The organism is Nocardia spongicola, from assembly GCF_047200775.1.
GTDB lineage: Bacteria > Actinomycetota > Actinomycetes > Mycobacteriales > Mycobacteriaceae > Nocardia.
Genome location: NZ_JBJZOO010000020.1, coordinates 19,219 through 43,143 on the forward strand (window position 1 = coordinate 19,219; position 23,925 = coordinate 43,143).

22 protein-coding genes are annotated in these 23,925 nt (G+C 62.4%); 8 read left to right on the plus strand and 14 right to left on the minus strand.

All coding sequences use genetic code 11. The annotated features are described in order from the left end of the window. The first annotated feature begins 143 nt into the window (after positions 1-143). Entirely contained in the window at positions 144-614 is a 471-nt protein-coding gene (locus tag ACL02S_RS21990) for an SRPBCC family protein (protein ID WP_412804370.1), read from the plus strand. Between the two features lie 10 nt (positions 615-624). Continuing rightward, entirely contained in the window at positions 625-1,197 is a 573-nt protein-coding gene (locus ACL02S_RS21995) for a ribonuclease H family protein (RefSeq protein WP_412804371.1), read from the plus strand. An 84-nt stretch (positions 1,198-1,281) separates the two neighbouring features. On the opposite strand, the gene ACL02S_RS22000 is transcribed toward ACL02S_RS21995, so the two are convergent. The 9 genes from ACL02S_RS22000 to ACL02S_RS22040 all read right to left on the minus strand — a co-directional run bounded on the left by ACL02S_RS22000 (position 1,282) and on the right by ACL02S_RS22040 (position 10,861). Beyond that, a complete protein-coding gene (locus tag ACL02S_RS22000; RefSeq protein ID WP_412804372.1) occupies positions 1,282-2,073 on the minus strand; it encodes a hypothetical protein in 792 nt (263 codons plus the stop codon). A gap of 133 nt (positions 2,074-2,206) precedes the next feature. Beyond that, entirely contained in the window at positions 2,207-3,385 is a 1,179-nt protein-coding gene (locus tag ACL02S_RS22005) for an MlaD family protein (protein WP_412804373.1), read from the minus strand. Further along, positions 3,382-4,485 carry an MCE family protein gene (locus ACL02S_RS22010; protein WP_412804374.1) on the minus strand — a complete coding sequence of 368 codons (1,104 nt, stop codon included), beginning with the start codon at positions 4,483-4,485 and terminating at the stop codon, positions 3,382-3,384. Before ACL02S_RS22010 ends, ACL02S_RS22005 begins: the two co-directional genes overlap by 4 nt. Next, complete coding sequence (locus ACL02S_RS22015; protein ID WP_412804375.1) at positions 4,482-5,579, minus strand: MCE family protein; 1,098 nt, start codon at positions 5,577-5,579, stop codon at positions 4,482-4,484. The genes ACL02S_RS22010 and ACL02S_RS22015 overlap by 4 nt, the downstream gene beginning before the upstream one ends. 8 nt (positions 5,580-5,587) lie before the next feature. Beyond that, the gene (locus tag ACL02S_RS22020) at positions 5,588-6,586 is read right to left on the minus strand and encodes an MCE family protein (protein ID WP_412804403.1); all 999 of its coding nucleotides are present in this window, start codon (positions 6,584-6,586) and stop codon (positions 5,588-5,590) included. Beyond that, positions 6,586-7,629 (minus strand): MCE family protein, encoded by a 1,044-nt coding sequence (locus tag ACL02S_RS22025; protein WP_412804376.1) that lies wholly within the window; start codon positions 7,627-7,629, stop codon positions 6,586-6,588. The genes ACL02S_RS22020 and ACL02S_RS22025 overlap by 1 nt, the downstream gene beginning before the upstream one ends. Next, positions 7,626-9,131, minus strand: coding sequence for an MlaD family protein (locus ACL02S_RS22030; RefSeq protein WP_412804377.1), 1,506 nt, complete (start codon positions 9,129-9,131; stop codon positions 7,626-7,628). The genes ACL02S_RS22025 and ACL02S_RS22030 overlap by 4 nt, the downstream gene beginning before the upstream one ends. Positions 9,132-9,138: 7 nt before the next feature. Further along, positions 9,139-10,002, minus strand: a complete 864-nt coding sequence (locus tag ACL02S_RS22035) for an ABC transporter permease (RefSeq protein ID WP_412804378.1) — start codon at positions 10,000-10,002, stop codon at positions 9,139-9,141. Positions 10,003-10,006: 4 nt separating this feature from the next. Continuing rightward, a complete protein-coding gene (locus ACL02S_RS22040; protein ID WP_412804379.1) occupies positions 10,007-10,861 on the minus strand; it encodes an MlaE family ABC transporter permease in 855 nt (284 codons plus the stop codon). A 521-nt stretch (positions 10,862-11,382) separates the two neighbouring features. Between ACL02S_RS22040 and ACL02S_RS22045 the strand changes: the two genes are divergently transcribed. Then, the gene (locus ACL02S_RS22045) at positions 11,383-12,057 is read left to right on the plus strand and encodes a chymotrypsin family serine protease (protein WP_412804380.1); all 675 of its coding nucleotides are present in this window, start codon (positions 11,383-11,385) and stop codon (positions 12,055-12,057) included. Positions 12,058-12,141: 84 nt separating this feature from the next. Here ACL02S_RS22045 and lppU read toward each other — a convergent pair whose 3' ends face one another. Then, positions 12,142-12,753: an LppU family putative lipoprotein gene (gene lppU, locus ACL02S_RS22050; protein WP_412804381.1), complete on the minus strand. Its 612-nt coding sequence runs from the start codon at positions 12,751-12,753 to the stop codon at positions 12,142-12,144. Between the two features lie 98 nt (positions 12,754-12,851). On the opposite strand from lppU, the gene ACL02S_RS22055 reads away from it, so the two are divergent. From ACL02S_RS22055 to ACL02S_RS22065, 3 genes are all read left to right on the plus strand, one after another. Next, entirely contained in the window at positions 12,852-13,076 is a 225-nt protein-coding gene (locus ACL02S_RS22055; protein ID WP_412804382.1) for a hypothetical protein, read from the plus strand. Next, positions 13,063-14,340 carry a serine hydrolase domain-containing protein gene (locus tag ACL02S_RS22060; protein ID WP_412804404.1) on the plus strand — a complete coding sequence of 426 codons (1,278 nt, stop codon included), beginning with the start codon at positions 13,063-13,065 and terminating at the stop codon, positions 14,338-14,340. Before ACL02S_RS22055 ends, ACL02S_RS22060 begins: the two co-directional genes overlap by 14 nt. A gap of 427 nt (positions 14,341-14,767) precedes the next feature. After that, positions 14,768-15,670 carry a L,D-transpeptidase gene (locus tag ACL02S_RS22065; protein ID WP_412804383.1) on the plus strand — a complete coding sequence of 301 codons (903 nt, stop codon included), beginning with the start codon at positions 14,768-14,770 and terminating at the stop codon, positions 15,668-15,670. A gap of 141 nt (positions 15,671-15,811) precedes the next feature. Here ACL02S_RS22065 and ACL02S_RS22070 read toward each other — a convergent pair whose 3' ends face one another. From ACL02S_RS22070 to ACL02S_RS22085, 4 genes are all read right to left on the minus strand, one after another. After that, positions 15,812-17,842 (minus strand): M13 family metallopeptidase, encoded by a 2,031-nt coding sequence (locus ACL02S_RS22070; protein WP_412804405.1) that lies wholly within the window; start codon positions 17,840-17,842, stop codon positions 15,812-15,814. Positions 17,843-17,924: 82 nt separating this feature from the next. Beyond that, complete coding sequence (locus ACL02S_RS22075; RefSeq protein ID WP_412804384.1) at positions 17,925-18,383, minus strand: acetyltransferase; 459 nt, start codon at positions 18,381-18,383, stop codon at positions 17,925-17,927. 108 nt (positions 18,384-18,491) lie between these two features. Further along, positions 18,492-19,004 carry a DUF4190 domain-containing protein gene (locus ACL02S_RS22080; RefSeq protein WP_412804385.1) on the minus strand — a complete coding sequence of 171 codons (513 nt, stop codon included), beginning with the start codon at positions 19,002-19,004 and terminating at the stop codon, positions 18,492-18,494. Between the two features lie 108 nt (positions 19,005-19,112). Further along, positions 19,113-19,898: a pirin family protein gene (locus ACL02S_RS22085; protein ID WP_412804386.1), complete on the minus strand. Its 786-nt coding sequence runs from the start codon at positions 19,896-19,898 to the stop codon at positions 19,113-19,115. 662 nt (positions 19,899-20,560) lie between these two features. On the opposite strand from ACL02S_RS22085, the gene ACL02S_RS22090 reads away from it, so the two are divergent. Together ACL02S_RS22090 and ACL02S_RS22095 are read left to right on the plus strand one after the other, a co-directional pair. Further along, positions 20,561-21,880: an MFS transporter gene (locus ACL02S_RS22090; protein ID WP_412804406.1), complete on the plus strand. Its 1,320-nt coding sequence runs from the start codon at positions 20,561-20,563 to the stop codon at positions 21,878-21,880. Positions 21,881-22,109: 229 nt separating this feature from the next. Continuing rightward, on the plus strand, positions 22,110-23,795 hold the full coding sequence (locus ACL02S_RS22095) for a glycoside hydrolase family 183 protein (protein WP_412804387.1): 1,686 nt from the start codon (positions 22,110-22,112) through the stop codon (positions 23,793-23,795). The last annotated feature ends 130 nt before the right edge of the window (positions 23,796-23,925 follow it).

Consider the following 23,925-nt stretch of genomic DNA (forward strand, 5'->3'; position numbering starts at 1 on the left):
CCGCGCGACCGGCCTCCGCGCATCCCCGGAAGGCATCGACGCCGGAACGATCCGGCAAGACCGCACGTCGAGTTGCCCGCAGTCCTCGAATAAGCAGCACAGCTATAGTATTTTTAACGCCAGTCGTGGGACAGGGAGGGCCTATGGGCCACATCAGGTACGCGAGTGACGTCGGAGCGCCGATCGAGGTTGCCTTCAACTACGCGGACAACCCGCTGTTCGTACCCAATTGGATGTTCGGCATCGCGGACTTCATACCTGCCGGCGAATTGGATCATGGGCTCGGCGCCGTTTTCTGCACCAGCTCCCGTATCATCTTCCTGCGGCCGAACTCGACCTGCGAAATCACCGAATACCGACGCAATGCCGCGATCGGGTATACGCTCCGTGGACGCGTGTCCGGAACGTTGACGTTGCGCTTCGATCCGCTCGGCTACCGGCGGTCGGTACTGACCTCCGAGGTGGAGTACAGTCCACCGCGCGGAATGATCGGCCGCCTGAGTGCCGGTCTGGTTGATGCCGGGGTCAAAGGGGCACTTCGGCGAACGGAGTCCCAGTTACGGAGGGAGATAGAGGAATTCTACGGTACCGATCTTGTCGGCCGGATTGCGTAAGGTGCCGCCCATGATCATCGTGAGCACCGACGGATCCTGCCTCCGCAATCCCGGCGGCGCCATCGGCTGGGCTTGGGTCAACCATCAGGGCTCCTCGGCAAGCGGAGCCGCCGCGGCCGGAACCAACCAGATCGCGGAATTGCGCGCGGTGCTGGAGGCGATCATCGCCCACCCAGGACCCGAACCCCTGCTCATCGAAAGCGACTCACTGTACGCGATCAAATGTGCCTCCGAGTGGGTATCGGGCTGGCGGAACAACGGGTGGCGTACCTCCAACGGAGGGCCGGTGAAGAACGTCGAGCTCATCCGACAGATCGATCAGACGGTCGCGAGCAGACCGGGGCCGGTCCGATTCCGCTGGGTTCGTGGACACGTGGGCAACTACTTCAATGAGCAGGCCGACGCACTGGCCGGAGAAGCGGCTCGGCAGGCCGCCGTCGCCTCGACGATGACCGAGACGAATACCGCGGAAACGCCTATGGCAACCAGACCCGAGGTACCGAAGGCCCCAGCAGCACCGAAACGCAGAACCACTCGAAAGACCGCAGCCGAGCCGGCGCCACAGGCATTGACGCTGTTCTGATCCGTTCGCTCGGATCGAGTACTGCCCGGGTGCCCCGGTGGCGGGTGCGCTCCGCACCACCAGGACACTCTGCCGTTCACTCGGCTACGGCGTCGGCTCACCCGCCGGTCGCTGCTCACCCGATGGTGCTTGCTCGCCTGATGGCTCCTGCTCATCTGATGGCTCCTGCTGGGGAACGCTACCCGGGGCAGGCGCACCCGACAGACCAGCACCCATGCCCTTCAGCATCGGTGAGTCGAGCTGTTCGATCAGCCACTTGTCGCCCGATTTCTGCAGCTGGGCAATCACCACGACAAACTGCCGCCGTGGAGTGGGTTCGGTGAAATTGGTCCGGTATTGCGTGAGAGTCACCAGCACCTCGGCCGACGTCTCGTCACCTGACTGATAACCGCATTGCACGTCATCGACCCAGGACTTGACCTTTGCCTCCACCATGGCGTCCTGAAGTCCCTTTTCCGCGTCGCTGAACTCCTGAAGGAATGTACCGGTGGAGCCGGATTTCACCTTGGTGAAATAGTCGTCGAGATTCCTGGAGTAATCATAGACTGAGACATCAGTACCAAATTTACACGCGGCATCGGTTGCGTCCCGGATAGCGTCGAGCTTGTCACCGCGGTCGCTGTTCTGCAAGAAAAGGAACATGCCCGCGGTAATCGATGCCATGGCGATCAGCGCGGCAACGAATACGGCAGCCAGTGCGAAAGAACCGGATCGTCTCGGCTCGGTATACGGCATAGCGCTGCTGTGCCGGGAATCGCCCTTCGCCGAGCCAGCCGCATCCTTCGCCGAACCCGCTTCATCCTTCGGAGTCCCGCTCATCGCTTCGGTGTCCTTGTCGTTGGCAGCGCCCTCAGGCTGGGCGTCGTCGATAGACATCGGTACAAACCTGCACTTTCCCGGCGCGTATAGACACGCACCGATCGGCTGAGCGGCCCGCGACAGCGAACCGTACACGTTCTGCCGGCGAGTATGCCCGGCCAGAGCGATAGCCTCCAGTCCGGGTACGAATTCACCGTACCGGGGGAAGAGTCCGCTCGTTGGGGTCCACACCCGGTGGCATATGCGCGCCGTTGTTCGGTACGTCGGGCCGCGGCGCGTTCGCTGCCCCGCGGATCAGCTGACCCGGCGGTGGATCCACACAGTAGTTCCACTTCGGAATCGAACCGTCCTGCACCAGTTCGGGACGAACGTGCGGTGTGTCGTAGGCACAGAAAGGCCGTGGCCAGATATCCAAGATCGTATGGAACTCACCATCGTGGGCTGGAATGCCCAGTGCCTCGGCACCGAGTGCCAGTGAAGGGAACAATGCCCGCAACGCGGGTAGCCGTAGCTGCGCCGCCCTGGTGATCGCCTGGAAGTTGGTCACCAGGCTGGTGATCGGATCCGCCGTCTGCTCCAGCACCGCACCGAGTTCGGTGAGCTGGCCCGGCGTCTGTTCCAGCAGTCGTCGCAGCTCCGCATCGGCGTTGTTGAACTGTTCGAACAGCGTTCTGGAATTGCGGGTCAGCACGGCCAAATCCGGCTGCGCATTGGATGTGGTGGCTGCGATAGTCCGCAGATTAGTGATCAGGCTCGTGGTCTGCGGCAGCAGCGAGTCCAGACCGGCCATGGCGGTGCTTATCCCGTTGATCAGGCCGCGTAGCTGATCAGGTCCCGCGCTGAGCGCGATGTCCAGCTCGTTCAGAATGACCTTGAAGTGGTCCGGATTGATCTGGGCGATCAACGCACTCGAGTTGTCCAGGACCGACCATACCGGGGTCGGCGTATGGATCTTCTCCGGATCGAACCTGATCACCGCACCGTCGGCCAGATAGGGCTGCTGCTCGACATTCGGCCGGAAATCGAGGTATTGCTCACCCACACCGGACAACGCCTGCACCGCGATCTGGGTGTCCACCGGGATCTCGTACTTCGCATCGATCTGCGCGGTGGCCGCGATGGTCTGCCCTCGGTCGATCAACTCGATCGCGGTGACCTTGCCGATTCGCCATCCACGCAGTGTCACATCGCTGCCGGGCTGCAGACCACCGGACCGGTCCAAATGCACCGTGACGGTGTAGTCGGAACGCAACGGGTTGACTCGCATGACATTCACAATCAGGTAGGTGGCTCCCACCAGCAGCACGAGTATCAAACCCAGATTCGACAGCAGCAGTTTGCGCCGCAGCACTGTGGACAGGAAGGTCATCGCGGTGCTCCCTCCACCCGTTCCTGCACCACTTGCAGCACTTGCAGCAGGCTGCCTGCGAAATCCTGCACATCGCCCAGATCCGGGACCTTGCCGTGCTCCGGATCGCTGAGCACGCTGAGATCGAGATTGGTCACATTCAGGAACACCGCGAAGCTGTTGCCGCGGAAGGTCGCGTCGACCTTCGGCCGCAGCACCCGTAGCCGGTCGAACAGTACGCCGAAATCGTCGCCGGTCGCGGCCAATGCGTCCATCAGCTTCTGGGTGTTGTCCAGCAGGCCGGCCAGCTGGTCGGTGGAAGTATCGGCGTAATCGCCCAAAGCGGCGCTGCTGGTAGAAAGCTTGGTCAGCAGATCGCCGAGAGCTCGGTTGTTCTCCGCGATGGCACCGATCATCTGCGGTAGCGTATCGGCCACTTCGCCGAGTTCAGCCCGCCGCGACTCGATTGTGCCTGCCAGAGTGTCGAACTCACTGAGCACACGGTCCACCCTGGCGCTGTTGGCGTTCAAACTGCCGATCACGCCGGTCATCTCGGTGATCAGGTGGGCAAGCTGATCACCACGGCCACCGACAATGGAGTCCAGCTCGCCGGCCAGCTTCGACAGACTGGCGATACCGCCACCGTTGAACAGCATGGAGACCGAGATCAGCAACTGCTCGACCGTCGCACCGGCGGAGGTGCTGTCGAGCGTGAGTGTGTCACCGTCGTGCAACATCGCCGCGCCCGGCTCGGTCTTCGGCTTCGATACCGCGACGAATACATCACCGAGCGGAGTGGCCTGGCGTAGCTCCGCGGTACTGCCCTTGGGTAACTCGATGTCTTTGCGGATGGTCAGATCCACAACGGCCTGGAAGTTCTTTGTCGTGATACTGCTGACCACACCGACATCCGAGCCGCCGATCTTCACCTTCGCCTGATCGGGCAGATTCAACGCGTTCTCGAATACCGCGTGCAACGTGTAGGTATCGCCGCTCACACCCGGCTTGGGCAATGGCAGCGTCTCCACTGCCACCCCACAACCCGCGGCGCATCCCACACTGGCTACCGCTGCCACGGCGACCAGCGCCCTACGCACCCTGCTCATCACCAGGTAGCTCATTTCGTCAGTCCGAGCAGCGCGGCGGTCAGCCCGTAATCCGGCCCGAAGTCCTGCATATTCCCGGTACGGCAGCCGTCGGCCCGCATCTGAACGCGTTCACAGAACAGACTGACGATTTCTCCGGACAGCGCGGTACCGATCATCGCGTGTAGCCGGACATACCCGCCTTCGCGATTGACGATGCCATTGATGTTCTGCATGACCATCGGCGCCAGGTCGACGACTTCGGTGATGCCGTAAGCGTTGTCCCGCAATTGCTGGGTGACGGCGGTCAGACCGGTCATGGTGCCCGACAGCTGATCCTGGTACTGCGACAACGTGGTGCTCGTATTCGTCAAGAACACACTGAGCTGGTCGAGCGTGGCCTGCAGACCAGGGGATTGCTCGGCGAGCACATCGGATAGCTGAGTCATCTGATTGCTGAAGTCCCGCACCGACTGGTCGTTCTCGGCCAGCATGGTGGTGAGCTCGTTCAGTTTGATGATGATGCTGGAGATCGCATCCTTGTTGTCGATGCCTACCTTCAGCGCGCTGGACAGCGCGGCGAGGGTATCACGGATCTGCGCACCATTGCCGTCGAGCATGGGATAGAGCACCCGGCCCGAAAGCGGACCGATACCTTCGGTATCCGGCTCCGGTTTCAGCGCGGCGGCGAACTGATCGATCGTTTCGATCATCCTGTCCAGCTCGACGGGGGTTCTGGTGTTCGCCTTGGGGATATGCGCGCCTTCGGACATGGTGTCACCGCTGGTGTAGACCGGAGTGAGCTCGATATGCCGGTCTGTCACGATAGACGGCGAAACGATCGCGGCCATCGCCTCTTTCGGGATCTTGACATCGTTATCGATGGACATGTGCACCTCGACCAATGTGCCTCTGGGCACAACTTTGTCGACCGTGCCGACAGCGAGCCCGAGCACCGTAACCGGATTGCCCTCGTAGACCCCGGCGATGTTCTCGAAGTCCGCGGTGATCCGCATGGTATTGCCCAATGCGTTGTCCACCGAGCTCGGCAACAGCGAGCAACTACCGGTTACCAGCGCCACGGCACCGATCATGAGCGTTTTAGCGACGGTACGCGCCGAAAAAGTCATGCGAAATGTCATCCCTGGCACCCCTCGATAACTTGGGCGAAGCACAACCAGTTGTCCGGAAACACCCATGGCAGGCCGACATCACCGTACGGACCGCTACCACCCCACGAGTTCGCCAAGTAGCGCAGGGACGGCGGCATAATCGACAGCAACCGGTCCAGATTGTCCTTGTTCTTCTGCAACCCCTCGGACATGGTGTTCAGCTGCTGAAGCATCGGACCGAACTGATCGTTGTTCTCCGCACCGATCTGCTGCAACTGCTGCGACAGCGTCGCGATATTGTCGAGCAGCTGCCGCAACAGCGCTTGGCGCTCCATCACCCGGCTGGCGATGGCCTCACCCTGAGTGATGATGAGCAATACGCTGTTACGGTTGTCCGCGAGAATTCTTGTGACCCGGTCCATATCCTGGAGCAGGGCATTCACCTCGTCCTTGCGGGTATCGATCACCCTCGCCAAGGCGCCGACACTATCGAGCGCCTGCGCGGTCAGCTCGGGTGCGCCGTTCAACTGCTCATTGAGCAGGTTCAGCGATGTCGCGAGCTGCTCGGTGTCGAGTGCCTCGAACTTCGGGGTTCCGGTCTGCACCACATCGGCCAGGTCATAAGGCACCGAGGTATTGGACAGCGGGATTCGCTTACCAGGCAGCCCTGCGCCATCGCCTGGCTCCAGGTCGACGTATCTAGCGCCGAGCAGCGTGGCCATCTTGATCGCGGCGCGCGCATCCGGGCCGAGTTGCACATCGTTATCCACGTTGAGCGTGAGCAGCACGTGGTCTCGCTCCAGTTCAGCGGCAATCACCTGGCCGGATTGCACGCCGGCGATATTGACCTTGTCACCCACCTTGATACCCGCGGCCTGAGCGAACTCCACCTCGATCGACTGTTCGCCGACCCCGATGAACTTATAGGCACTGGACACAACCAATAGGAGCACGATGAGCATGCCGCCGAGCAGACCGAGCCAGAAGTGCCTGTTGCTGTCGAACCTGGACTTGAGCTTCGTCATCATGGGCGGCACACCGCCGAATGTGAAGTACCGCCGATCTGCGAGAACACCCCGCGGGGGAAGAGCACCCCGTAGAGCGAAACATCCAAACCGCACATATAGGCGTTGGCGTAAGCACCCTCGGAACTGTGCCTACCCGCCGCCGCGAGGACGTTCGGCAGGTCGATGGCCGCTTGATCCAGTTTGGCGCCGTTCTCCAACAACAGAGCGAGCGCCGCGCTGGTCGAGTTCTGCGCGGTCCGCAGTTCTGGCTGGATCCGCCCCATCATATCGACCAGCGAGGTGGTTGCACTCGCTATCTGCTCTGTCGAGGCGAGCAATGACTGCCCCTGTTCGTACAGCCCACCGATCAAAGCCCGGGTCTGCGTTACCAGGGTCTCCAATTCATCACCTCGCTTGGCCAACCCCGACATCACACCCGACAGATTGGTGATCACATCGGAGAGAATCGCGTCCCTGCGCTGGAAGTCGGAAGCCAGCTGCGCAGCCTGAACAATGAAAGCGCTCAAGGAGACCCCATCACCCTGCAACGCCTGGATGAAGGTCTCCGACAAACGGTTCACCTGCTCCGGCTGCAACACCTGGAATAATGGTTGAAATCCGTTGAGCAGCGCCGATATATCGAACGACGGTTCGGTTCGCTCCAGCGGAATCGACTCGTTGTCCCGCAGCGGTGTCGGATTCGGCGCTTCACCCGCGGCCAGTGCCACGTACCGCTGACCGATCAGATTCTGGTAGCGGACCAAGGCTTTGGTGTCGTCGTAGACGGTCTGATCGCGCTGTACGACGAACGTGACTTCGGCGACCACTTTGCGCAGGTCCACATCACGATTCAGCTCGATCTTCTCGACCTTGCCCACTCGCACACCCGCCATACGCACGTCGTCACCCTCGTGCAGACCGAGCACATCGGAGAACGTCGCGGTGTAGGTGTAGGTATCACCATTGACCCTGCGCGCCAATGTATTCCACACAACCATCGTGACCAGGATCGACACCACGACGAAGAGGCTGAACCCGATCAACGGTTTACGGATGCTCATCGACCGGCACCACTATCGGATACCTGCATGGTCCCGCCCTCCAGAATCGCGCTCAACAGCAGATACTCCACAGTGGTCGGCTTGCGGCCGAGCAGTGCGATAATCGCCGAATCACCCTGATAGGAGATCGGCGCACCTGAAGCCTGTGCCGCGGCAGGCGTAGCGGCCGGAACCGGGGGTGTCGGCATGCCCGGCAGCACCAGACCCGGTGGCAACATCGGGAACAAGCCCTCTAGCGGAGTGCCCGCGAACGGGGCAGGCACCCCTCCGGCAGACGCTCCTCCGGCAGGCGCGGCCGTGTCCGCCGGACCCAGTCCAGGAGTGGTGAGACCGGGAATCAATGGCAGTCCCGGCATCGGCATCAGCGGAGGCAGCCCGGCAGCCGAGTCAAGTGCGCGTGGCTTCAGCTTTTCCGGCAGCTCGCCGATATCGGCGACAGCAGGGGCGGTAGCGCAGCTCGGACCGGCCAGCTCGCCGTAACGCGGACAATCGGCCACGGTATACGGCCGATACGGGGTCAGCGTGATACCCGCGTTCCAGACCTGCTGCTGCTGCGGACCCCAGGTGAAGGTGGTGTCCATCCGGCGCATGGTCTCACTCAGGTTCAGCAGGCTCCGGGTGATCGCACCAGGGTCTGCTGTGAGAGCACCGAACATATCGTTGGTTCCCGCGGTCACCTCGATACCCGCGTTCGGATTACGCGCGAACAGATCGTTCAGCGTATCCACAGTCCCGCTGAAACCGGTGATCAGCGCGATCAGCTCGCTACGGCGATCGGCGATGGTGCGCGCGGTCTGCACCGAACTGCCGAGTACATCGACCAGTTCGGGCGCGGACTGGTTGAGTGCGTGGAACGATGCGGAGAAGTCGCTCAGCAGCACGCCGAGATCGGGGATCGAGTCGTCGACCGCTTGCAGCCAGCGGTCCAACCGCTCGATGGTTGAGCCTGGCATCCGGCCACTGCCGTCCAACGCCTGGGACAAAGTGCCGAGCACTCGGCCGAACTGCACCGGGTCGATCCGATCGAGGATGGCACGCACCGTGGTGAGTGTGTCCTGCAAGGCGATAGTGCCCTTGCTGCGGTCCTCCTCGATGATGGAGCCCTCGTGCAAGTACTGATCCGCGGGACCGTTGAAGACCAGTTCCACAGAAGTGACCGCGAACAGATTGCTCGGCACCACCCGCGCGGTCACCGTGGCCGGGATGTCACCGGCGAACTCCGGCTTCATCTCGATCCGAACCTGCTGCAACTCACCTTTGGCCGCGACATCGACATTCTTCACCGCACCGACGAGTAGGCCACGGAACTTGACGTCGGCCTGCTCGGGCAAGCCATCGCCGGTAGTGGTCAGGTTCGCCGTGACAGTGACCTTCTCTTGGAAATACCCCTGATAACGCAGCATCAAGAAGCTCAGTACCAATGCGAAGACGAGCAGACCACATACGCCCGCGATGAGCAGCTGCCGCATGGTCGGCCCGCGCCCGCTGGGATCGATGATCATCTGATGCTCACCCCGAGATCCGGATGCCGGGGTCGACGCCCCAGATCGCCAATGTCATGAACAGGTTCGCGAAGACAACCGCGATGATGCACATCTTGATTGCCCGCCCCGCGGCCACACCGACACCCTCGGGGCCACCGGAGGCGAAAAATCCGTAATAGCACTGGATGAACGTGGTGATCGCGACGAACAGGATCGCCTTGATCAGCGAATAGACCACGTCCATCGGGACCAGGAACTGATAGAAATAGTGCTGGTAGGTGCCACTCGCGGTATCGCCGATCAACTGCACGGTCACTGCGCAGGAGATATAGGCCATGGCCAGCCCCAGGCAGTACAGCGGGACGATGACTACCATCGCCGCGAACATCCTGGTGCTGATCAGATAGGGCAACGGCCGGATGGCGATGGACTCCAGCGCATCGATTTCCTCGGAAATCCGCATGGCGCCCAGCTGTGCGGTGAACCGACAGCCCGCCTGTGCCGCGAAGGCCAGCGTCGCCAGCAACGGGCCGAGTTCACGTGTTGTCGCGAACGCCGAGATAGCACCGGTGATCGGGCTCAGGCCGAGCAGGTTCAGTGAGTTGTAGCCCTGAATAGCAACGGTCATACCGCCGAAGGAACTCAGGATGACAACGACGCCGATAGTACCGCCACCGACGACGAGATTGCCGTTTCCCCAGGTCACATCCGAAAGTAACCGCCAGACCTCCTTGGGATAGTGCTTGAGCGCCAAGGGAATCGAGCCGAGTGAGCGCAACAGGAAGAACACCTGGTGACCGAGTCTGGCCAGCCGATCGACCTGCGCCCGGCCGTATTTCCGGATTGTCTCCAGAGGCCGTAGCAGCGGCGGTATATAGGTTGATGACACCAGCTCAGACCACCTGTGACGGGAGTAGCGCGTTGTACACCTGGGTGATGATGACGTTCACCCCGAACAGCATGATGGCGGAACTCACCACCGCGGAATTCACCGAGTTCGCGACACCGCCGGGACCGCCTCTGGTGTTCAATCCGGTATCGCAGGCGATGATCGCCGCGAGCAGACCGAAGATCAACGATTTCACCAGAGCGACGAGCAAATCGGTGGTCACAGCGAACGAGGAGAAAGTGCCCACGTACGAGCCCGGCGTACCGTTCTGCGCGAAGATATTGAAGATGTAGCCGGTCAAGAAACCGACGAAAATAACGAAGCCGCACAACAACACACTGACCAGCATCGCGGCGCCGAGCCGGGGGGCGACCAGCCTGCGCATGGGGTCGACCCCCATCACCTTCATGGCGTCTATCTCCTCACGGATGGTGCGCGAGCCCAGATCAGCGCACACCGCGGAGCCGACGGCGCCCGCGATCATCAACGAGGTCACCAAGGGCGCACCCTGCTGGATGATGCCGAGGCCGTTGGCAGCGCCGATGAACGAGGTGGCGCCGACCTGACCGGCGACCGATCCCACTTGAATGGAGACGATCACACCGATAGGGATGGCGACCAGCAGCGTAGGGGCCGCGGAAACACTGGCCATGAATGCGCACTGCCGAATGAACTCCCCGAAGGGGAAGCGCCTGCGGAAAATCGAGACGAACAACTCGGCGACAGCCGCGAAGCCCATACTGATCTGGCGTCCGAATGTCTCCAGCGAACGTTTCGGGTGATCACGCCAGTATGACCTCGTCCAGTCCACCGCATCACCGAACCGTGATCCTGTGGACGGACTCTCGGTCGACTGCACTGACTACCCCTCCTCGGCGCCGGTTGACTGCTCCGGCGACTCGTTTGCCTGACGCACTTTACTACGCGGTAGTGCAAAACACACCACAGATTTGTGATCACCGGCATAGATGCCCTCCGTCGGCTCGAAAACCGATGCGGCGGGCACCGACACATTGGGGTGGAACCCAAAGCGATCGCTCCACCTTTGGCATACGTGACAACCTGACTGTTCGGAGCGTCTCCGGCTCGATCCGATCCGGATAATTACCGAGGAGAATGTTCATCGAAAATCACATTTGATTCACAAGGCGAACACGCCGGCTGTGTGCCGCACCGCGCCGAACCCGCATCAGATTTCGCTATCCTGATAGCTATTAGCTATTGTTCTGAGTAAGATACGTTATCGCTGAAATGTATGAAACACGGACAAAGCGTGCCACAGTAGGGACAACCCGCGGTGGGTGACGCGCCCGAAACCGATTCCTGACACGATGGGTGCGACAGATTGATATCGTGCGGGCTTCCGACCACTGGAGGGACATGTTCAGCAAACTCGCCAAGGTGGCACATGCCGCCTTCGCCGTCGCTCTTGGCGCGGCGCTGATCGGTACGGGCGCAGGGGCCGCACACGCCCAACCGGGCCCGCCGGTGGTAGGTGGTGGATCCGGGATCATCATCGACAACCGATTCGAGTGCACGGTCACGACCGTCGGCTACGACAGTGCGAGACGTCTGGTCGGGCTGACCGCAGGACACTGCGGAGATCCCGGTTCGGTGGTCTATGCCGAATCCGATCCGGACGCGGGCATGATCGGCCGGTTCGCTTATTCCAATCATGAACTGGACTACGCCGTCATCCAGTTCGTACCCGGGAAGATCACCCCGGTGAACCGTATCGGTAACGTCACCATCACCGAAATCGGCGCGCCGGCGACCTTCCCTCAGATCGTCTGTAAGGAAGGCAGGACCACCGGCAATACCTGTGGTGTCGCCTGGGGCGATGTATTCCAGACGAATGTCGAGACCTGGAGTCAGATGTGCGTGGTCGAGGGCGACTCCGGCGCGCCGGTTGTTTCCGGCACCACATTGGTCGGCATGGTGAACGCCTATCTGGCCATTGCGTGCTTCGGTCCTGAAGTCGGCACCAATATGAGCGCGATCGTGACCGACCTCGACGCACGCGGCGGTATCGGCGCGGGCTACGTACCGATCTGATCAGACGCCACAGCCTGCTCTGCCATCAACTGTCGGGTGGCCCGAACGGAACATACTTCGTCCGGGCCACGCGACACGTTCCGGTCAGAACTCCTCGACGCAGACCACGAAGCGACGCTCGTCATAGACATACCCGCCACTGCTGCTGCACTCTTCGACATCATCGGTGCCCGTTTGGATCTCGATCACCTTCACACCATGGATGGGGGCGGGATCAGTGCAATCGATATGCTTGGGGTCGTCACCACCGATATCCATGCAGCCGCCGACCACCCAGTCGATATCCAGACACAATGCGCCCAGTTCGACACCGTTGAGGGACTCGGCGTAGTAGCTGTCGGCGTCGTCGACGCATTGCGAGCTCTTCGCCTTCTTGTCGATCACCCGGTAGTTCGAAGCGCGACTGCCGCATGAAGCCTTTTCGATGGTCGCGTCGTCGACGGTCCTGCCGAGGTTCACGCAGTCATCGATATCGGCTTGGAAGTCGATACTCCCCTCGGTCTTGCTGCTGTTCGGAGCAGGATTTCCCGAGGAAGGCCGCGGCGTATCGGTCAGCGAAACGGCATCCACCATCTGGTTGTCCATAGCAGGCTGGGCAAAGCCATCGATAGTGGAGCTGCATCCGAGTAACGAGAGCCCGATCGCGCCGGCGAGTCCAGCGACAGCAAGACCACCCCTGGTCAGTTGACGAGACACCTACAGTCCTCCCGAGCTGTCGCGCTCCGAACCCATGCCCCCGTAAGAATCCGAAGTTGCCCATATCCGCGCTTGCAATACCACGCCATGGATACACCATGGACCGAGCGCACGTCGAGTCAGCGCACAACCGGGATTGCCCCGGATCACCGGGCATCGATCTCGCGGCGATGGGGTATCCGATACGGCTGTGCCTGTGGCCGGATCTGTCCCGCTGTACCCGGCACACGCTGGTACATCAGCTGAACGAGTTACCCTGGTTGACCAGCCCGCTATACGGCGGTCAGGAGGTGACTCATGGTTTCGGCAATGGCCTCGGATGACTTCGAGCCCGCCGATTCGGCGAGCAAAGAGCCGGTGACACCACTGGTGGACCCGCGATTCATCCGCCTGGCGGATCAGTTCTTCGGTATGTTCGCCCAACCGGCCCGAGGCGGCGGCGCCCTCGCGGTCTACCTGGACGGTAGGCCCGTCGTCGATATCTGGGCAGGCTGGGCGGACAAAGAACGCCGCTGGGACAGCGATACCGTCACGCTGACCTTCTCCACGGGCAAGGGCGTGGCCTCGACTGTGCTGCATCGGATCGCCGAGAAGGGTCTGATCAGCTATGACGTTCCGGTGGCCGAGTACTGGCCGGAGTTCGCCGCGCACGGCAAAGACGAGATCACGGTGCGCGACGTGCTCTCGCACCGAGCCGGGCTGCACAGGGTACGTGGCCTCGTCCCAGGCCGCGAGGGCATTCTGAATTACGACGCCGTGATAGAGGCGCTGGCCGAAAGCCCACCGGATCCGCGGCGCATCCGCACCTCGGGATATCACGCGATCACCTTCGGCTGGCTGGTCGCCGAGATCGTGCAACGGGCAACCGGGAGACCGTTCACCGAGGTGGTGCGCACCGAGATCGCCGAACCGCTCGGCTTGGACGAGTACTGGTACCAGGTGCCGGAATCCGAACGACGCCGGATCGCCAAGATTTTCCGGCCCATCAGCCCACCGGGGATCCGATGGAATACCGCCTCGTCGGTGCTGTCCTGGGTACGGCCCATGCGCGGCCTCGCTGAGGCTGGTATGCCGGAAAGCTTCGATGAGCTGGTCCACGACCCCCGGGTGCACGACTCGGTGATGCCCGGCTGGAACGGCGTTTTCTCGGCACGCGCACTGGCGCGGATGTACGGTGCGCTGGCCAACGGCGGTGTGGTCTACACCGATCGGCATGAGCCGGGTTTCCGGCGGACCGGTACGGCCGCCGTAGAGCACGACGTGCGATTGTTGAAGCCGGAGACGATCACGACGATCGGACAAGTGCAGCCGGCCCCGAGCCGCGACTATGTGCTCGGCCTGCCACTTCGCTTCACACTCGGGTACCACCGCCCGATCCTGATGGCCAAACAGCAGCCACAGAACGCGTTCGGTCACTATGGCGTGGGCGGATCCGGTGCGTATGCCGATCCGGATCTAGGTATGTCGATCGCGTTCGTGACCAATGGGCTCGGCAGCATGATCACCGCGCTCGGTGACGCCAGACTCGCGCGACTGGCGGCGACCGCACAGGCCACCGTGCTCAAGCACAAGCAGTCCGAGCAGTAAGCCGGGCCAGGGGCGAATCAGAGCTCCTGGCAATCAGGGGCCGGTACGCGACCACACCCGTTCGCGCTGCCCTATACCGTAATGACCGGTCCGTATCGTCCGATCTCACTCGAAGACATATGTGTTGTTTATCACTTCGATAACGTGGACACCTCCCTCGGTAGTCACCCACCGAGGCCCCGGCGATCTTTTGCGACCGAAAAGTTACCTGCTCGAAGGGGAAATTTACCCGTATTGATATACGGCATCATTTTTTGTGATGTGGGCCATATTCCAAGCCGTTGACGCATGACTGTGAATCGCACGTAGCTCCGGGGTGCGCGGGACGGTAGGAATGGACGATAGGTCGGGCCGCCAGTACCCGCGGGGCATCCTTTCCGCTCCGCGCTGAATGAAGGATCTCGCTACCGAGCGCGAGCGAGAGGGAATGGACCAGAAACCTATGCACACCGCGTCACTACCCGTTCGCTATGCCGGAGCTCGGCTCATCCGCCGGATACGCGAAGGCGTCTTGCTGTCCGCCGCGATCGCGGCGACCGGCATGCTGCTCGTCGCGCCCGCGCAAGCCGAACCGATTCCGGAAGTCGGCACCGGTTCGGCCATCACGACCACCCCGCCCGAACCGCAGCCGAACTTCGCCCCACCCTCGATCAATATCGCCGATGGCGAGGTGGTCGGCGTCGCACAACCGATCATCATCACCTTCACCGAGCCGGTGACCGACCACGCCACCGCCGAGCAGGCCATCCGGATCACGTCATCGAAGCCCGCGCCCGGCCACTTCTACTGGCGCGGTGACCGGCAGGTGCGCTGGCGACCGGACGAATTCTGGCCGGACAACACCGACGTGCTGGTAGAAGCAGGCGGTACAACCAGCTCGTTCCGAATCGGCGACGCTTTCATCACCACTGCCGACGACAACACACACACCATCACCGTCACGCGTAATGGCGAGGTGGTGTACGAGATGCCCACCTCGATGGGCAAGCCCGAGCACGAAACCCCGAACGGCACCTACATCGTCGATGAGCAGCTGCGCACCATGACCATGGACTCCTCCACCTATGGCGTGCCGATCACCGACCCGGAGGGCTACAAGCTCGAGGTCGAGTACGCGACCCGAATCTCCTACAGCGGCATCTTCGTTCACGCGGCACCGTGGTCGGTCGGTCAACAAGGCGTGTCCAATGTCAGCCATGGCTGCCTGAATGTCAGTACCGAGGATGCCAAGTGGTTCTTCGAGAACGCGCGCAAGGGTGATCCGGTGATCGTGCAGAACACCACCGGCGGCACACTCAGCGCGAGTGACGGACTCGGAGACTGGAACTGACAGTGCGCCGATCGGCGCGAAACCGCTTATGACGAGCGAACACCCGACATAGCGGATTCGCGCCGTGCCGAGACCGAGAACAGATCGCGGTGTTCTTCGTGGTGTGGCCGACCTGCGATCGGCCGCCACACCACGAAGAAATCACCAGATCTTGACCCGCTGCGCGGGCTCGAGGTACAGCGCGTCACCAGGTTCGATATCGAACGCTCGATAGAAGCTGTCGATATTGCGTACTACGGCGTTGCAGCGGAACTCGGGCGGCGAATGCGGGTCGACGGCAAGCCTGCGGATGGCTTCTTCCGGCCGAGCCTTGGTTCGCCAGACCTGTGCCCACCCGTAGAACACCCGCTGCAGCCCGGTGAGCCCATCGATCACCGGTGCTTCGGCGCCATTCAGCGAGATTCGGTACGCCTCGAGCGCGATGGACAGCCCACCGAGATCACCGATGTTCTCACCGATGGTGAACTCACCGTTCACGGTGTGCTCATCCGGCAGATCCTTGGGGGAGAGCGCAGCGTATTGGTCGATCAACGCCATCGTCCGCTTAGCGAATTCAGCGCGGTCGGCATCGGTCCACCAATCGACCATATTGCCGTCACCGTCATACTTCGCTCCCTGATCATCGAAGCCGTGGCCGATCTCATGGCCGATCACCGCGCCGATGCCGCCATAGTTGGCCGCGTCGTCGGCATCCATATCGAAGAACGGCGGTTGCAGTATGGCAGCGGGGAAGACGATCTCGTTCATCCCCGGGTTGTAGTAGGCATTTACTGTCTGCGGTGTCATGAACCACTCGGTACGATCGACCGGGCCACCGAGCTTATCCAGTTCCCGATCGTGTTCGGCGGCATAACCGTTGCGATAGTTACCGACCAAGTCCGCCGGATCGATCACCACGGCCGAGTAGTCTCGCCAGGTGTCCGGGTAGCCGATCTTAGGGGTGAACTTCTCCAGCTTGGCCAATGCGGCCTGCCTGGTAGCCTCGCCCATCCACTCCAACTCGGCGATATTCCGCCGGTAGGCCTCTTGGAGATTGGCCACCAACTCGACCATCCTGGCCTTGGCCTCCGGCGGGAAGTGTTCAGCTACATACAGTTTGCCGACAGCCTCGCCGAGCAGGTCTTGTACCACCGCGACGCCGCGCTTCCAGCGCTCCCGGTTCTCCTCGGCGCCGGTGAGCGTGCGACCGTAGAAATCGAAGTTCTCCTCGACCAAGGCATCGGTCAGATAGGGTGCGCGGGCACGTAGTACCCGCCATACCGCCCACAGCTGCCAGTCCGCCAGCGATTCGGCGGCCCAGACCTGCGCGAAGGTGCGCAGGTAATCCGGCTGGCCGACCACAAGCTCCGTGAACAACTCCGGTCCTGAGCGCCGCACACCTTCGGCCAGCCCGCATGTCCACGCGTTCCAGTCGAACTCGGGATTGTCCGCGACCAATGCGGCATAGGTGGTCAGGTTGTACCTGAGCTCGGCATCGCGGCGACGAACCACATCCCAGTGCCCTGCCGCCAGCTTCTGCTCCAACGCGAAGATCCGCTGTCCCGCGGTATCGAGTTCGGCAGGCAACAACGCCGCGACCTGTGGGTCCGCGGCGGCTAGAGCGAACATGCGGTTGATATGCGTGCGGTACTTCGCACGGATCTCGGCGTACTCGTCCTGCCGGTAATACGACTCATCGGGTAGGCCGATACCGGACTGGGTGGCATGCACCAGGTAGCGGGTGGAGTCCTTGCTGTCGGTATCGATGTAGAGGGCGACGGCGCCACCGACACCGGTGCGCTGCAACCGGCCCAACAGCGCCGCGAGCGCCCCCTTGTCGGCTACTTCGGCGATCTCGGCCAGTTCGGCGGCGATCGGGGCGAGCCCGGCGGCGGCCACCGCGGCGGTGTCCATGAAGCTGGAGTACAGGTCACCGATCTTGCGGGCATCGCTGCCCGGCTTGGTATCCGCCGCGGATGCGGCGTTCAGGATGATCTCCTGGACGTCCAGCTCGGCCTGGTCGTAGAGCGCCCTGAAGGCGCCGTCAACCGCGCGATCGGCAGGAATCTGGTGTTGCGTCAGCCATTTGCCATTGACGTGCGCGAACAGATCGTCCTGCACCCGTACGCTCTGGTCGAGATGGGACAGATCAATACCGGAAGGACGGCTCAGCTCGGAAGTCACAATCTCCAGTATGCCGATGCGCGGCGCGACGTTCCCCGATCATGGTCCACCGGGTGCCGCACAGGAGCGGGGGCTCGGAAGTCGGGCCGATTCAGCTCCGCCTGCCCAGATGGAGGATAGGGAAAGGACGGCCATCGGCGTCGGTCTCACAGCGATCGAGTACGGCGAAGCCGTGGTGTCGGTAGAAGCCGAGCGCCTGTGGATTCTGTTCGTTGACGTCGACCGACAAGTCGGGGATATCGGCCAGCGCTCTGCGGAGCAGAGCGGATCCCGCGCCATGACCGCGGTGCACTCGATCGACGAAGAGCATCTCCAGCTTTCCTTCAGCTACTCCGGCGAAACCGATGGGAACGTCTTCTTCCACCACAGCGACTGTCAGTTCGACGGCGGCAAGGTACTCGGTCGCCATGCGTCGTTCGTAGTAATCGATGTCCTCTTGGGTCAGGAAATCGTGTGTCGCTTCCACCGCACTGCGCCAGATCCGCACGAGATCCGGCCACTCCTGTGTGCCGTAGCAAGGGCGTAGCACCGTTCGGCTGAAGTTATCCACTCCAACGAGCGTATCGGCGGCGAATGTGTCCGCAAGGAATTTTCACGGACCGACGTGCATCGGTGCGCGGCAGTGGATGCGATCGCCACGACCAGGGATGCGCTGCGGCTACCGGGGAGCAGGTGCGGGTGCTGGAGTAAGCGTGGTGTCGTATTGGTCCTGCATCCTCTGATTCCACTCGCGCTCACACTGCTCGATCGCAGCCTGATCGCTGCCCGCCTTGCTCAGGCAGTCCATGAAGTCCTTACCACCGGAATCGACGAAAAAGCTGTAGCCGACGATAGCGATCAGGGTGGCGGCGACGAGGCCGAGCACACCGAGGATCAGACCGGTGACCGCCATACCGGTCCCGCCCGCGGTGCCCGCACGAGCCTTGAACAGGGCTACCAAACCGATGATGATGGCGAGAACACCGAAGAAATAGCCACCGATGACCGTCAAGCTGCCCAAAAACCCGAGGATACCGAATACCAAAGCGGTAATCGCCAGGCCTTTGGTCTTGGGTGACTCCTGCCAGTAGGCGGGTTGCCCCGGCGGGTACTGACCCGGCTGCGGGTACTGACCCGGCTGCGGGTACTGACCCGGCTGCGGATACTCACCCGGCGGCGGATACTGCGACATGCTCTTCCTCTCCGTGGTACCTCGCGCTGCTCGATCGGACCCGTGGTCCGCAGGTACGCGACAGCCACTCTATGATCCCGCTTCCGGAACGGCGTCGCCGCGAAACAGCTATTGCGCGCCGAGCCGGGCGTGCATCTCCCACACCAGAATTTCGGATGCCTGCCGCGCGATCACCCGCTGACCACCGGTTCTGGTCAAGCGCACCGCGTCGCCCGTGTAGAGCGAGCCGACACCTTCCATCTCGACCTCACCACGCGCGACGAACACATGCAGGTACGGCGCCTCTGGCAGATCGATCAGCTGCTCCGTGCCCGGCTCCACCGCCATGCGCGCCACGTGCAGTGCCGAATGGCTGCTGTTGATGGCGATAGCGGTCCGATCGCGGTAACGCGGCAAGCCAGAAGCTACGGTGACCAGCTCACCACGAGCCAGCTCATCATCGATCTCCAGCTGTTCATAGCCCGGAGCGATGCCTGATTCATCGGGCACCACCCACATCTGCACGAAGTGCACCGGCTCGTCATGCGCGCGAGCAGCGGCGTCCAGCCGCCACGAATCGTTTTTCTCCGAGTGCAGGATGCCGGTGCCCGCGCTCATCCGCTGAGCGAGCCCGGGGTAGATGACGCCGCTGTGACCCAGTGAATCCTGGTGCACGAGGCTGCCACCGAGCACCCAGGTGACGATCTCCATATCCCGATGCGGATGAGTATCGAAGCCCTGCCCGGGGGAAACGATGTCTTCGTTGTTGACCAGCAACAAACCGTGATGAGTGTTATCAGGATCATAATGTTCCCCGAAGGAGAACGAATGCTTCGAATCCAACCAGGAGACTCGCGTCTTCATGCGGTCGCCGCCACGGTGGACATCGATATGTGGTGTCGTGAGTGCAGACATTGTGGTCCTCCTCTCGGGACCGTGCGCCGATCGCCATTCGGGTAGAAGCACTTCCAGCACAGTGCTCCACATTCCTAGTAAATTGAGCTGCACTCGGCATTTTACGCGAGCGACCAGGAGATGAACGGGAAGCAAGCAGAACCGACTGGTAGGCCGATATCGCGGGACATCTCGGCCGGATAATCCGTAGCATCACCGATCACCATGCGCCACAAGGAAAATCGGCGGAAGAATAGACTACCGGGGCCGGGAGGCGCAACCGGAGCGGATAGCGACTCCGTGCTGGATTCACCCGCTTTTCGCAGTGGTGCGCTCGGCGAGACGGACTCCGGGTAGTTGCTCAGATCTCCTTCCACTATCACGACCGTATGTAGGTGAGCTCGGCGAACTTGCCGAATCACGACATGATATTCCTCGAGTGCGTAGCGCGGAAATTTCCGGAGAAAACGGGTTCCGAACCCGCGACATCCACGCTATCCGCGATGTTGCCGGAGCACTGATATCACCTACTTCCTCTCCGGATTCGATTACCCCGCCGCTACTGCGTCGAATGCGTGAATACAGCCTTATCGTCACAGCGGAGCCAGGTGATATCCGATGTTTCCGGAAAACACAGTACGCTCACCGACGTGTCGACTGGTCACGCCGAAGATCTCACTCCCATGGAGCGGGGACAGGCCGGGTTACGCGCCGCGCTACGAGAAAGCCCTGGCGTCGCACGGCTGGCCGTGGTGCGGTTCGCCGGGCAATTCGGTGACGGAATGTTCCAGGCGGCGTTGTCGGGCGCGATCCTGTTCAACCCGGAGCGACAGACCGATCCGCTGGCCATCGCGGCGGGCTTCGCAGTGCTGCTATTGCCGTATTCGCTGATCGGACCGTACGCGGGCGCACTGCTGGACCGTTGGGATCGGCGCACTGTGCTACTGACGGCCAATGCCCTGCGCGCGGTCTTGATCACCATGGTGAGCGTGGGATTGCTCGCCGGAATCGGCGAGTCGGCGCTGCTACTACTGGCTCTTGCCGTGGTTGGCGTCAGCCGGTTCGTCATGGCCGGTGTGTCCGCCGCGCTGCCACGAGTCCTGGCCCAGGCGTGGCTGGTGCCGATGAACTCGGTGTTCGCCACGGTGGCTTCCGGGTGTGCCGGGCTCGGCGCGGCCATCTCGGTGGGGCTGATCGGGCTGATCGGGGCCGGAGATTCCGCCTCGGCCCTCGCGGTCGCGATCAGCGGTGCCGGATCGGTACTCGGCGCGGTGCTGGCAGCCGGATTCCGGCCGCATGTGCTCGGTCCGGTACCCGGTACGGCGGCGGAAGGGAACACGGTGCACGCGATCGTCACCGGATTGCGTACCGGGGCCATGGCAGTCTGGCAATCGGTTACGGTCACGACGACGATGTCAGGGATCTGTGTACACCGGATCGTCTTCGGAGCGAATACGCTCATTATGGTCTTGGTACTGCGGCAGGGCGCGGAACACGGTTCCGGGGTCGGCGGCGGTCTGGTCGGCTTCGGCGTTGCCATTGCCGCCACCGCGGCGGGCATGTTCCTGGCTGCTGTCGTTGCGCCACTGCTCATCCCCCGGCTGGGACGGCCGCGAACCGTGCTCGCAGGCTTGGTCACCGCGATGCTGGTGCAACTGACGTTGGTCACGCCGATCGCATTCGCCGATTCCGGCCCCGAATTACCGCGCGCGCATCAGCTCCTGCTGCTCGGCGCGTTCCTTTTGGGACTAGCCGGACAGACGATCAAGCTGACCGGTGACGCCTCGATGCAGATCGATATCGATGACGCGCGGCGTGGCCAGGTGTTCGCCTTACAGGACACGGTCTTCAACATCGCGTTCGTACTTGCGATAGCGATGACGGCAGTGGTCGTTCCGGACGATGGACGCGCACCGGCGGTGGTCCTGGCAGGCGTGGCGATCTACGCCGCGGGAATTGTGGCCGTCGCGCTGAACACGCGGCGCGCGAAACACATCCGATGAACAACTGGACACCGACTTCTACGGTGGGATGACCTTCGGATTCCTCCTCCCACGCTTGCCTGCTTCACTCCGGTAAGTTGACCTGTCTGCGGCCGACCGACAGGAGGCATCACGACATGGTTTCTCCGGTGAACAATCCCGACGCGGTACGAAATAGTCTGGTTGTGTGGCAAACTCGGCCTGCTGTTGAGCACCCGCTCGCCGGACAGCCGTCGGCCGCGTCGAAGTGATGCGCGCATCCCGAATCCGCCTTCCCTCAGTAGTGGCGCTGTGGGTCGTATCGCTCGCCGGGACTCTCGCCGTGCCGATACCAGCCGCGCAAGCCGCCCCCTTCCCATGGGCGCCGCTGCCGGTGAACAACTGCGGTGAGACCGGGTTCGACCCGCTCTATCGGGCGCCGAACCCCGCGCAACCGCCTTCGCCCCCACCACTGCCACCACAGATCGATATACCGGTACCGATCCCGGAATTCACCCCGGTTCCGGTGCCGGGCCCGCCACCGGACAACACACGGATCGTCCCGGATCCGCTGCCTGTGGATCCCTGCGCCAACCCATGCCCCGATATCAGGGACAACGTCGAGCCCGAGTCGAATTCCGCCGCCACCGACGCCGAAGCAGCACACGATTCGGGGCCGAACTCCGATACCGGAGACGGCTCTGGTTCTGGCTCCGGCTCTGGCTCGGGTTCAGGCTCCGGCTCTGGCTCGGGTTCAGGCTCCGGCTCCGGCTCCGGCTCCGGTTCAGGCTCCGGTTCGGGCGATGCGATCCTGCTGCCGCGTATCCAGTTCCGGCCGGAAATCGAGCCGATCCCGATCCCTGTCCCGGTACTCGGCGGTCCCCGGATAGAGCCGCAGTCTGCTCCCGTACCGGCGATGCGTCCGATCGAGCCCGGTCCGCTCGCTGCGCCGGTACCCGTCCCCGATGTCGAGGCAGTGCGACTGGTCGGTCAGGTAACCGGGCCCGGCTCCGCCAACCGCACCGATATGCGCTGGCAGGTCGACGGTACCGATCTCGGCCTGATGTGGGAGACAGCACCTGGCGAGGTCGCCGTGGTTTTCGGCGACACCTTCGGCAAAGGCTGGTCCAGTGGCGGGGCAGGCCACGACGACCAGGACTGGCGCAGCAATGTCATCGCCTTCAGCACCGATCGAGACCTGTCCGATGGTCTGACGCTGGACACCTTCGTCCAGGACAGCCGCTGCCATGCGGCAGAGATCCTGACCAGCCGCAAGATCAGGAACTGGGAGACCACCACTATCCCTACCTCTGGCTTCGCCCTCGGGAACAGGCAATACCTCAGCTACATGTCGGTGAACCGATGGAGTCGTATCCCCGGCATGTGGTGGACCAACTACGGCGGGATCGCCTACTCCGATGACCACGGGCACACCTGGAAGAAAGACCAGCACGCCAGATGGGGCAACTCCTTCGGCCTCGGCACGTTCCAAGTAGCCGCGATGGTGCCCAAGGGCGACTATGTCTATATGTTCGGCACGCCCAACGGGCGCATCGGCATGATCGGGCTGGCCAGGGTGCTCGCAGAGGATGTGCTGAACAAGTCCGCCTACCAGTACTGGGTGAATGGCGACTGGGTGCAGGCGGCCGAGCAGCGGGCCACGCCATTGGTCCTCGGCATAGCCAGTGAGCTGTCGGTGCGCTACGACCGGGAGACCGATCAATGGCAGATGGTCTACCTGGATCCGGCCCTCGGCGCGATCGTGCTGCGCACCGCGGCGAGCCCGCAAGGTGCGTGGACCGACGCGATACCACTGGTCTCCACCGCCGACTATCCGAAATCCTACGGTGGGTTCATCCATCCATGGTCGACAAGTGAAGATCTGTATTTCACACTCTCGGAATGGGATAGCTACAACGTGTATCTCATGCATGCCCGGCTGACTCGGCCGCGCTGACCGCATCGGCCAGTGCTGTGGTGGACCCGCGGCCGCACTGGCCGATGCGGCGAACCACCGTTGGTATCGTGCGCGATGCGATCGACCGGCGTGGCGGTCCGCAGAACGGGAGACTCCGGTGACCGAGACA

Coding starts and splice junctions, on each gene's coding strand:
- ACL02S_RS22010 (WP_412804374.1), bottom strand. CDS start 4,485: ATGAGCTACCTGGTGATGAGCAGGGTGCGTAGGGCGCTGGTCGCCGTG.
- ACL02S_RS22095 (WP_412804387.1), top strand. CDS start 22,110: ATGCGCGCATCCCGAATCCGCCTTCCCTCAGTAGTGGCGCTGTGGGTC.
- ACL02S_RS21995 (WP_412804371.1), top strand. CDS start 625: ATGATCATCGTGAGCACCGACGGATCCTGCCTCCGCAATCCCGGCGGC.
- ACL02S_RS22005 (WP_412804373.1), bottom strand. CDS start 3,385: ATGACCTTCCTGTCCACAGTGCTGCGGCGCAAACTGCTGCTGTCGAAT.
- ACL02S_RS22090 (WP_412804406.1), top strand. CDS start 20,561: ATGGAGCGGGGACAGGCCGGGTTACGCGCCGCGCTACGAGAAAGCCCT.
- ACL02S_RS22015 (WP_412804375.1), bottom strand. CDS start 5,579: ATGACTTTTTCGGCGCGTACCGTCGCTAAAACGCTCATGATCGGTGCC.
- ACL02S_RS22055 (WP_412804382.1), top strand. CDS start 12,852: ATGGACCGAGCGCACGTCGAGTCAGCGCACAACCGGGATTGCCCCGGA.
- ACL02S_RS22025 (WP_412804376.1), bottom strand. CDS start 7,629: ATGAGCATCCGTAAACCGTTGATCGGGTTCAGCCTCTTCGTCGTGGTG.
- ACL02S_RS22080 (WP_412804385.1), bottom strand. CDS start 19,004: ATGTCGCAGTATCCGCCGCCGGGTGAGTATCCGCAGCCGGGTCAGTAC.
- ACL02S_RS21990 (WP_412804370.1), top strand. CDS start 144: ATGGGCCACATCAGGTACGCGAGTGACGTCGGAGCGCCGATCGAGGTT.
- ACL02S_RS22085 (WP_412804386.1), bottom strand. CDS start 19,898: ATGTCTGCACTCACGACACCACATATCGATGTCCACCGTGGCGGCGAC.
- ACL02S_RS22030 (WP_412804377.1), bottom strand. CDS start 9,131: ATGATCATCGATCCCAGCGGGCGCGGGCCGACCATGCGGCAGCTGCTC.
- ACL02S_RS22045 (WP_412804380.1), top strand. CDS start 11,383: ATGTTCAGCAAACTCGCCAAGGTGGCACATGCCGCCTTCGCCGTCGCT.
- ACL02S_RS22020 (WP_412804403.1), bottom strand. CDS start 6,586: ATGACGAAGCTCAAGTCCAGGTTCGACAGCAACAGGCACTTCTGGCTC.
- ACL02S_RS22060 (WP_412804404.1), top strand. CDS start 13,063: ATGGCCTCGGATGACTTCGAGCCCGCCGATTCGGCGAGCAAAGAGCCG.
- ACL02S_RS22000 (WP_412804372.1), bottom strand. CDS start 2,073: ATGTCTATCGACGACGCCCAGCCTGAGGGCGCTGCCAACGACAAGGAC.
- ACL02S_RS22065 (WP_412804383.1), top strand. CDS start 14,768: ATGGACCAGAAACCTATGCACACCGCGTCACTACCCGTTCGCTATGCC.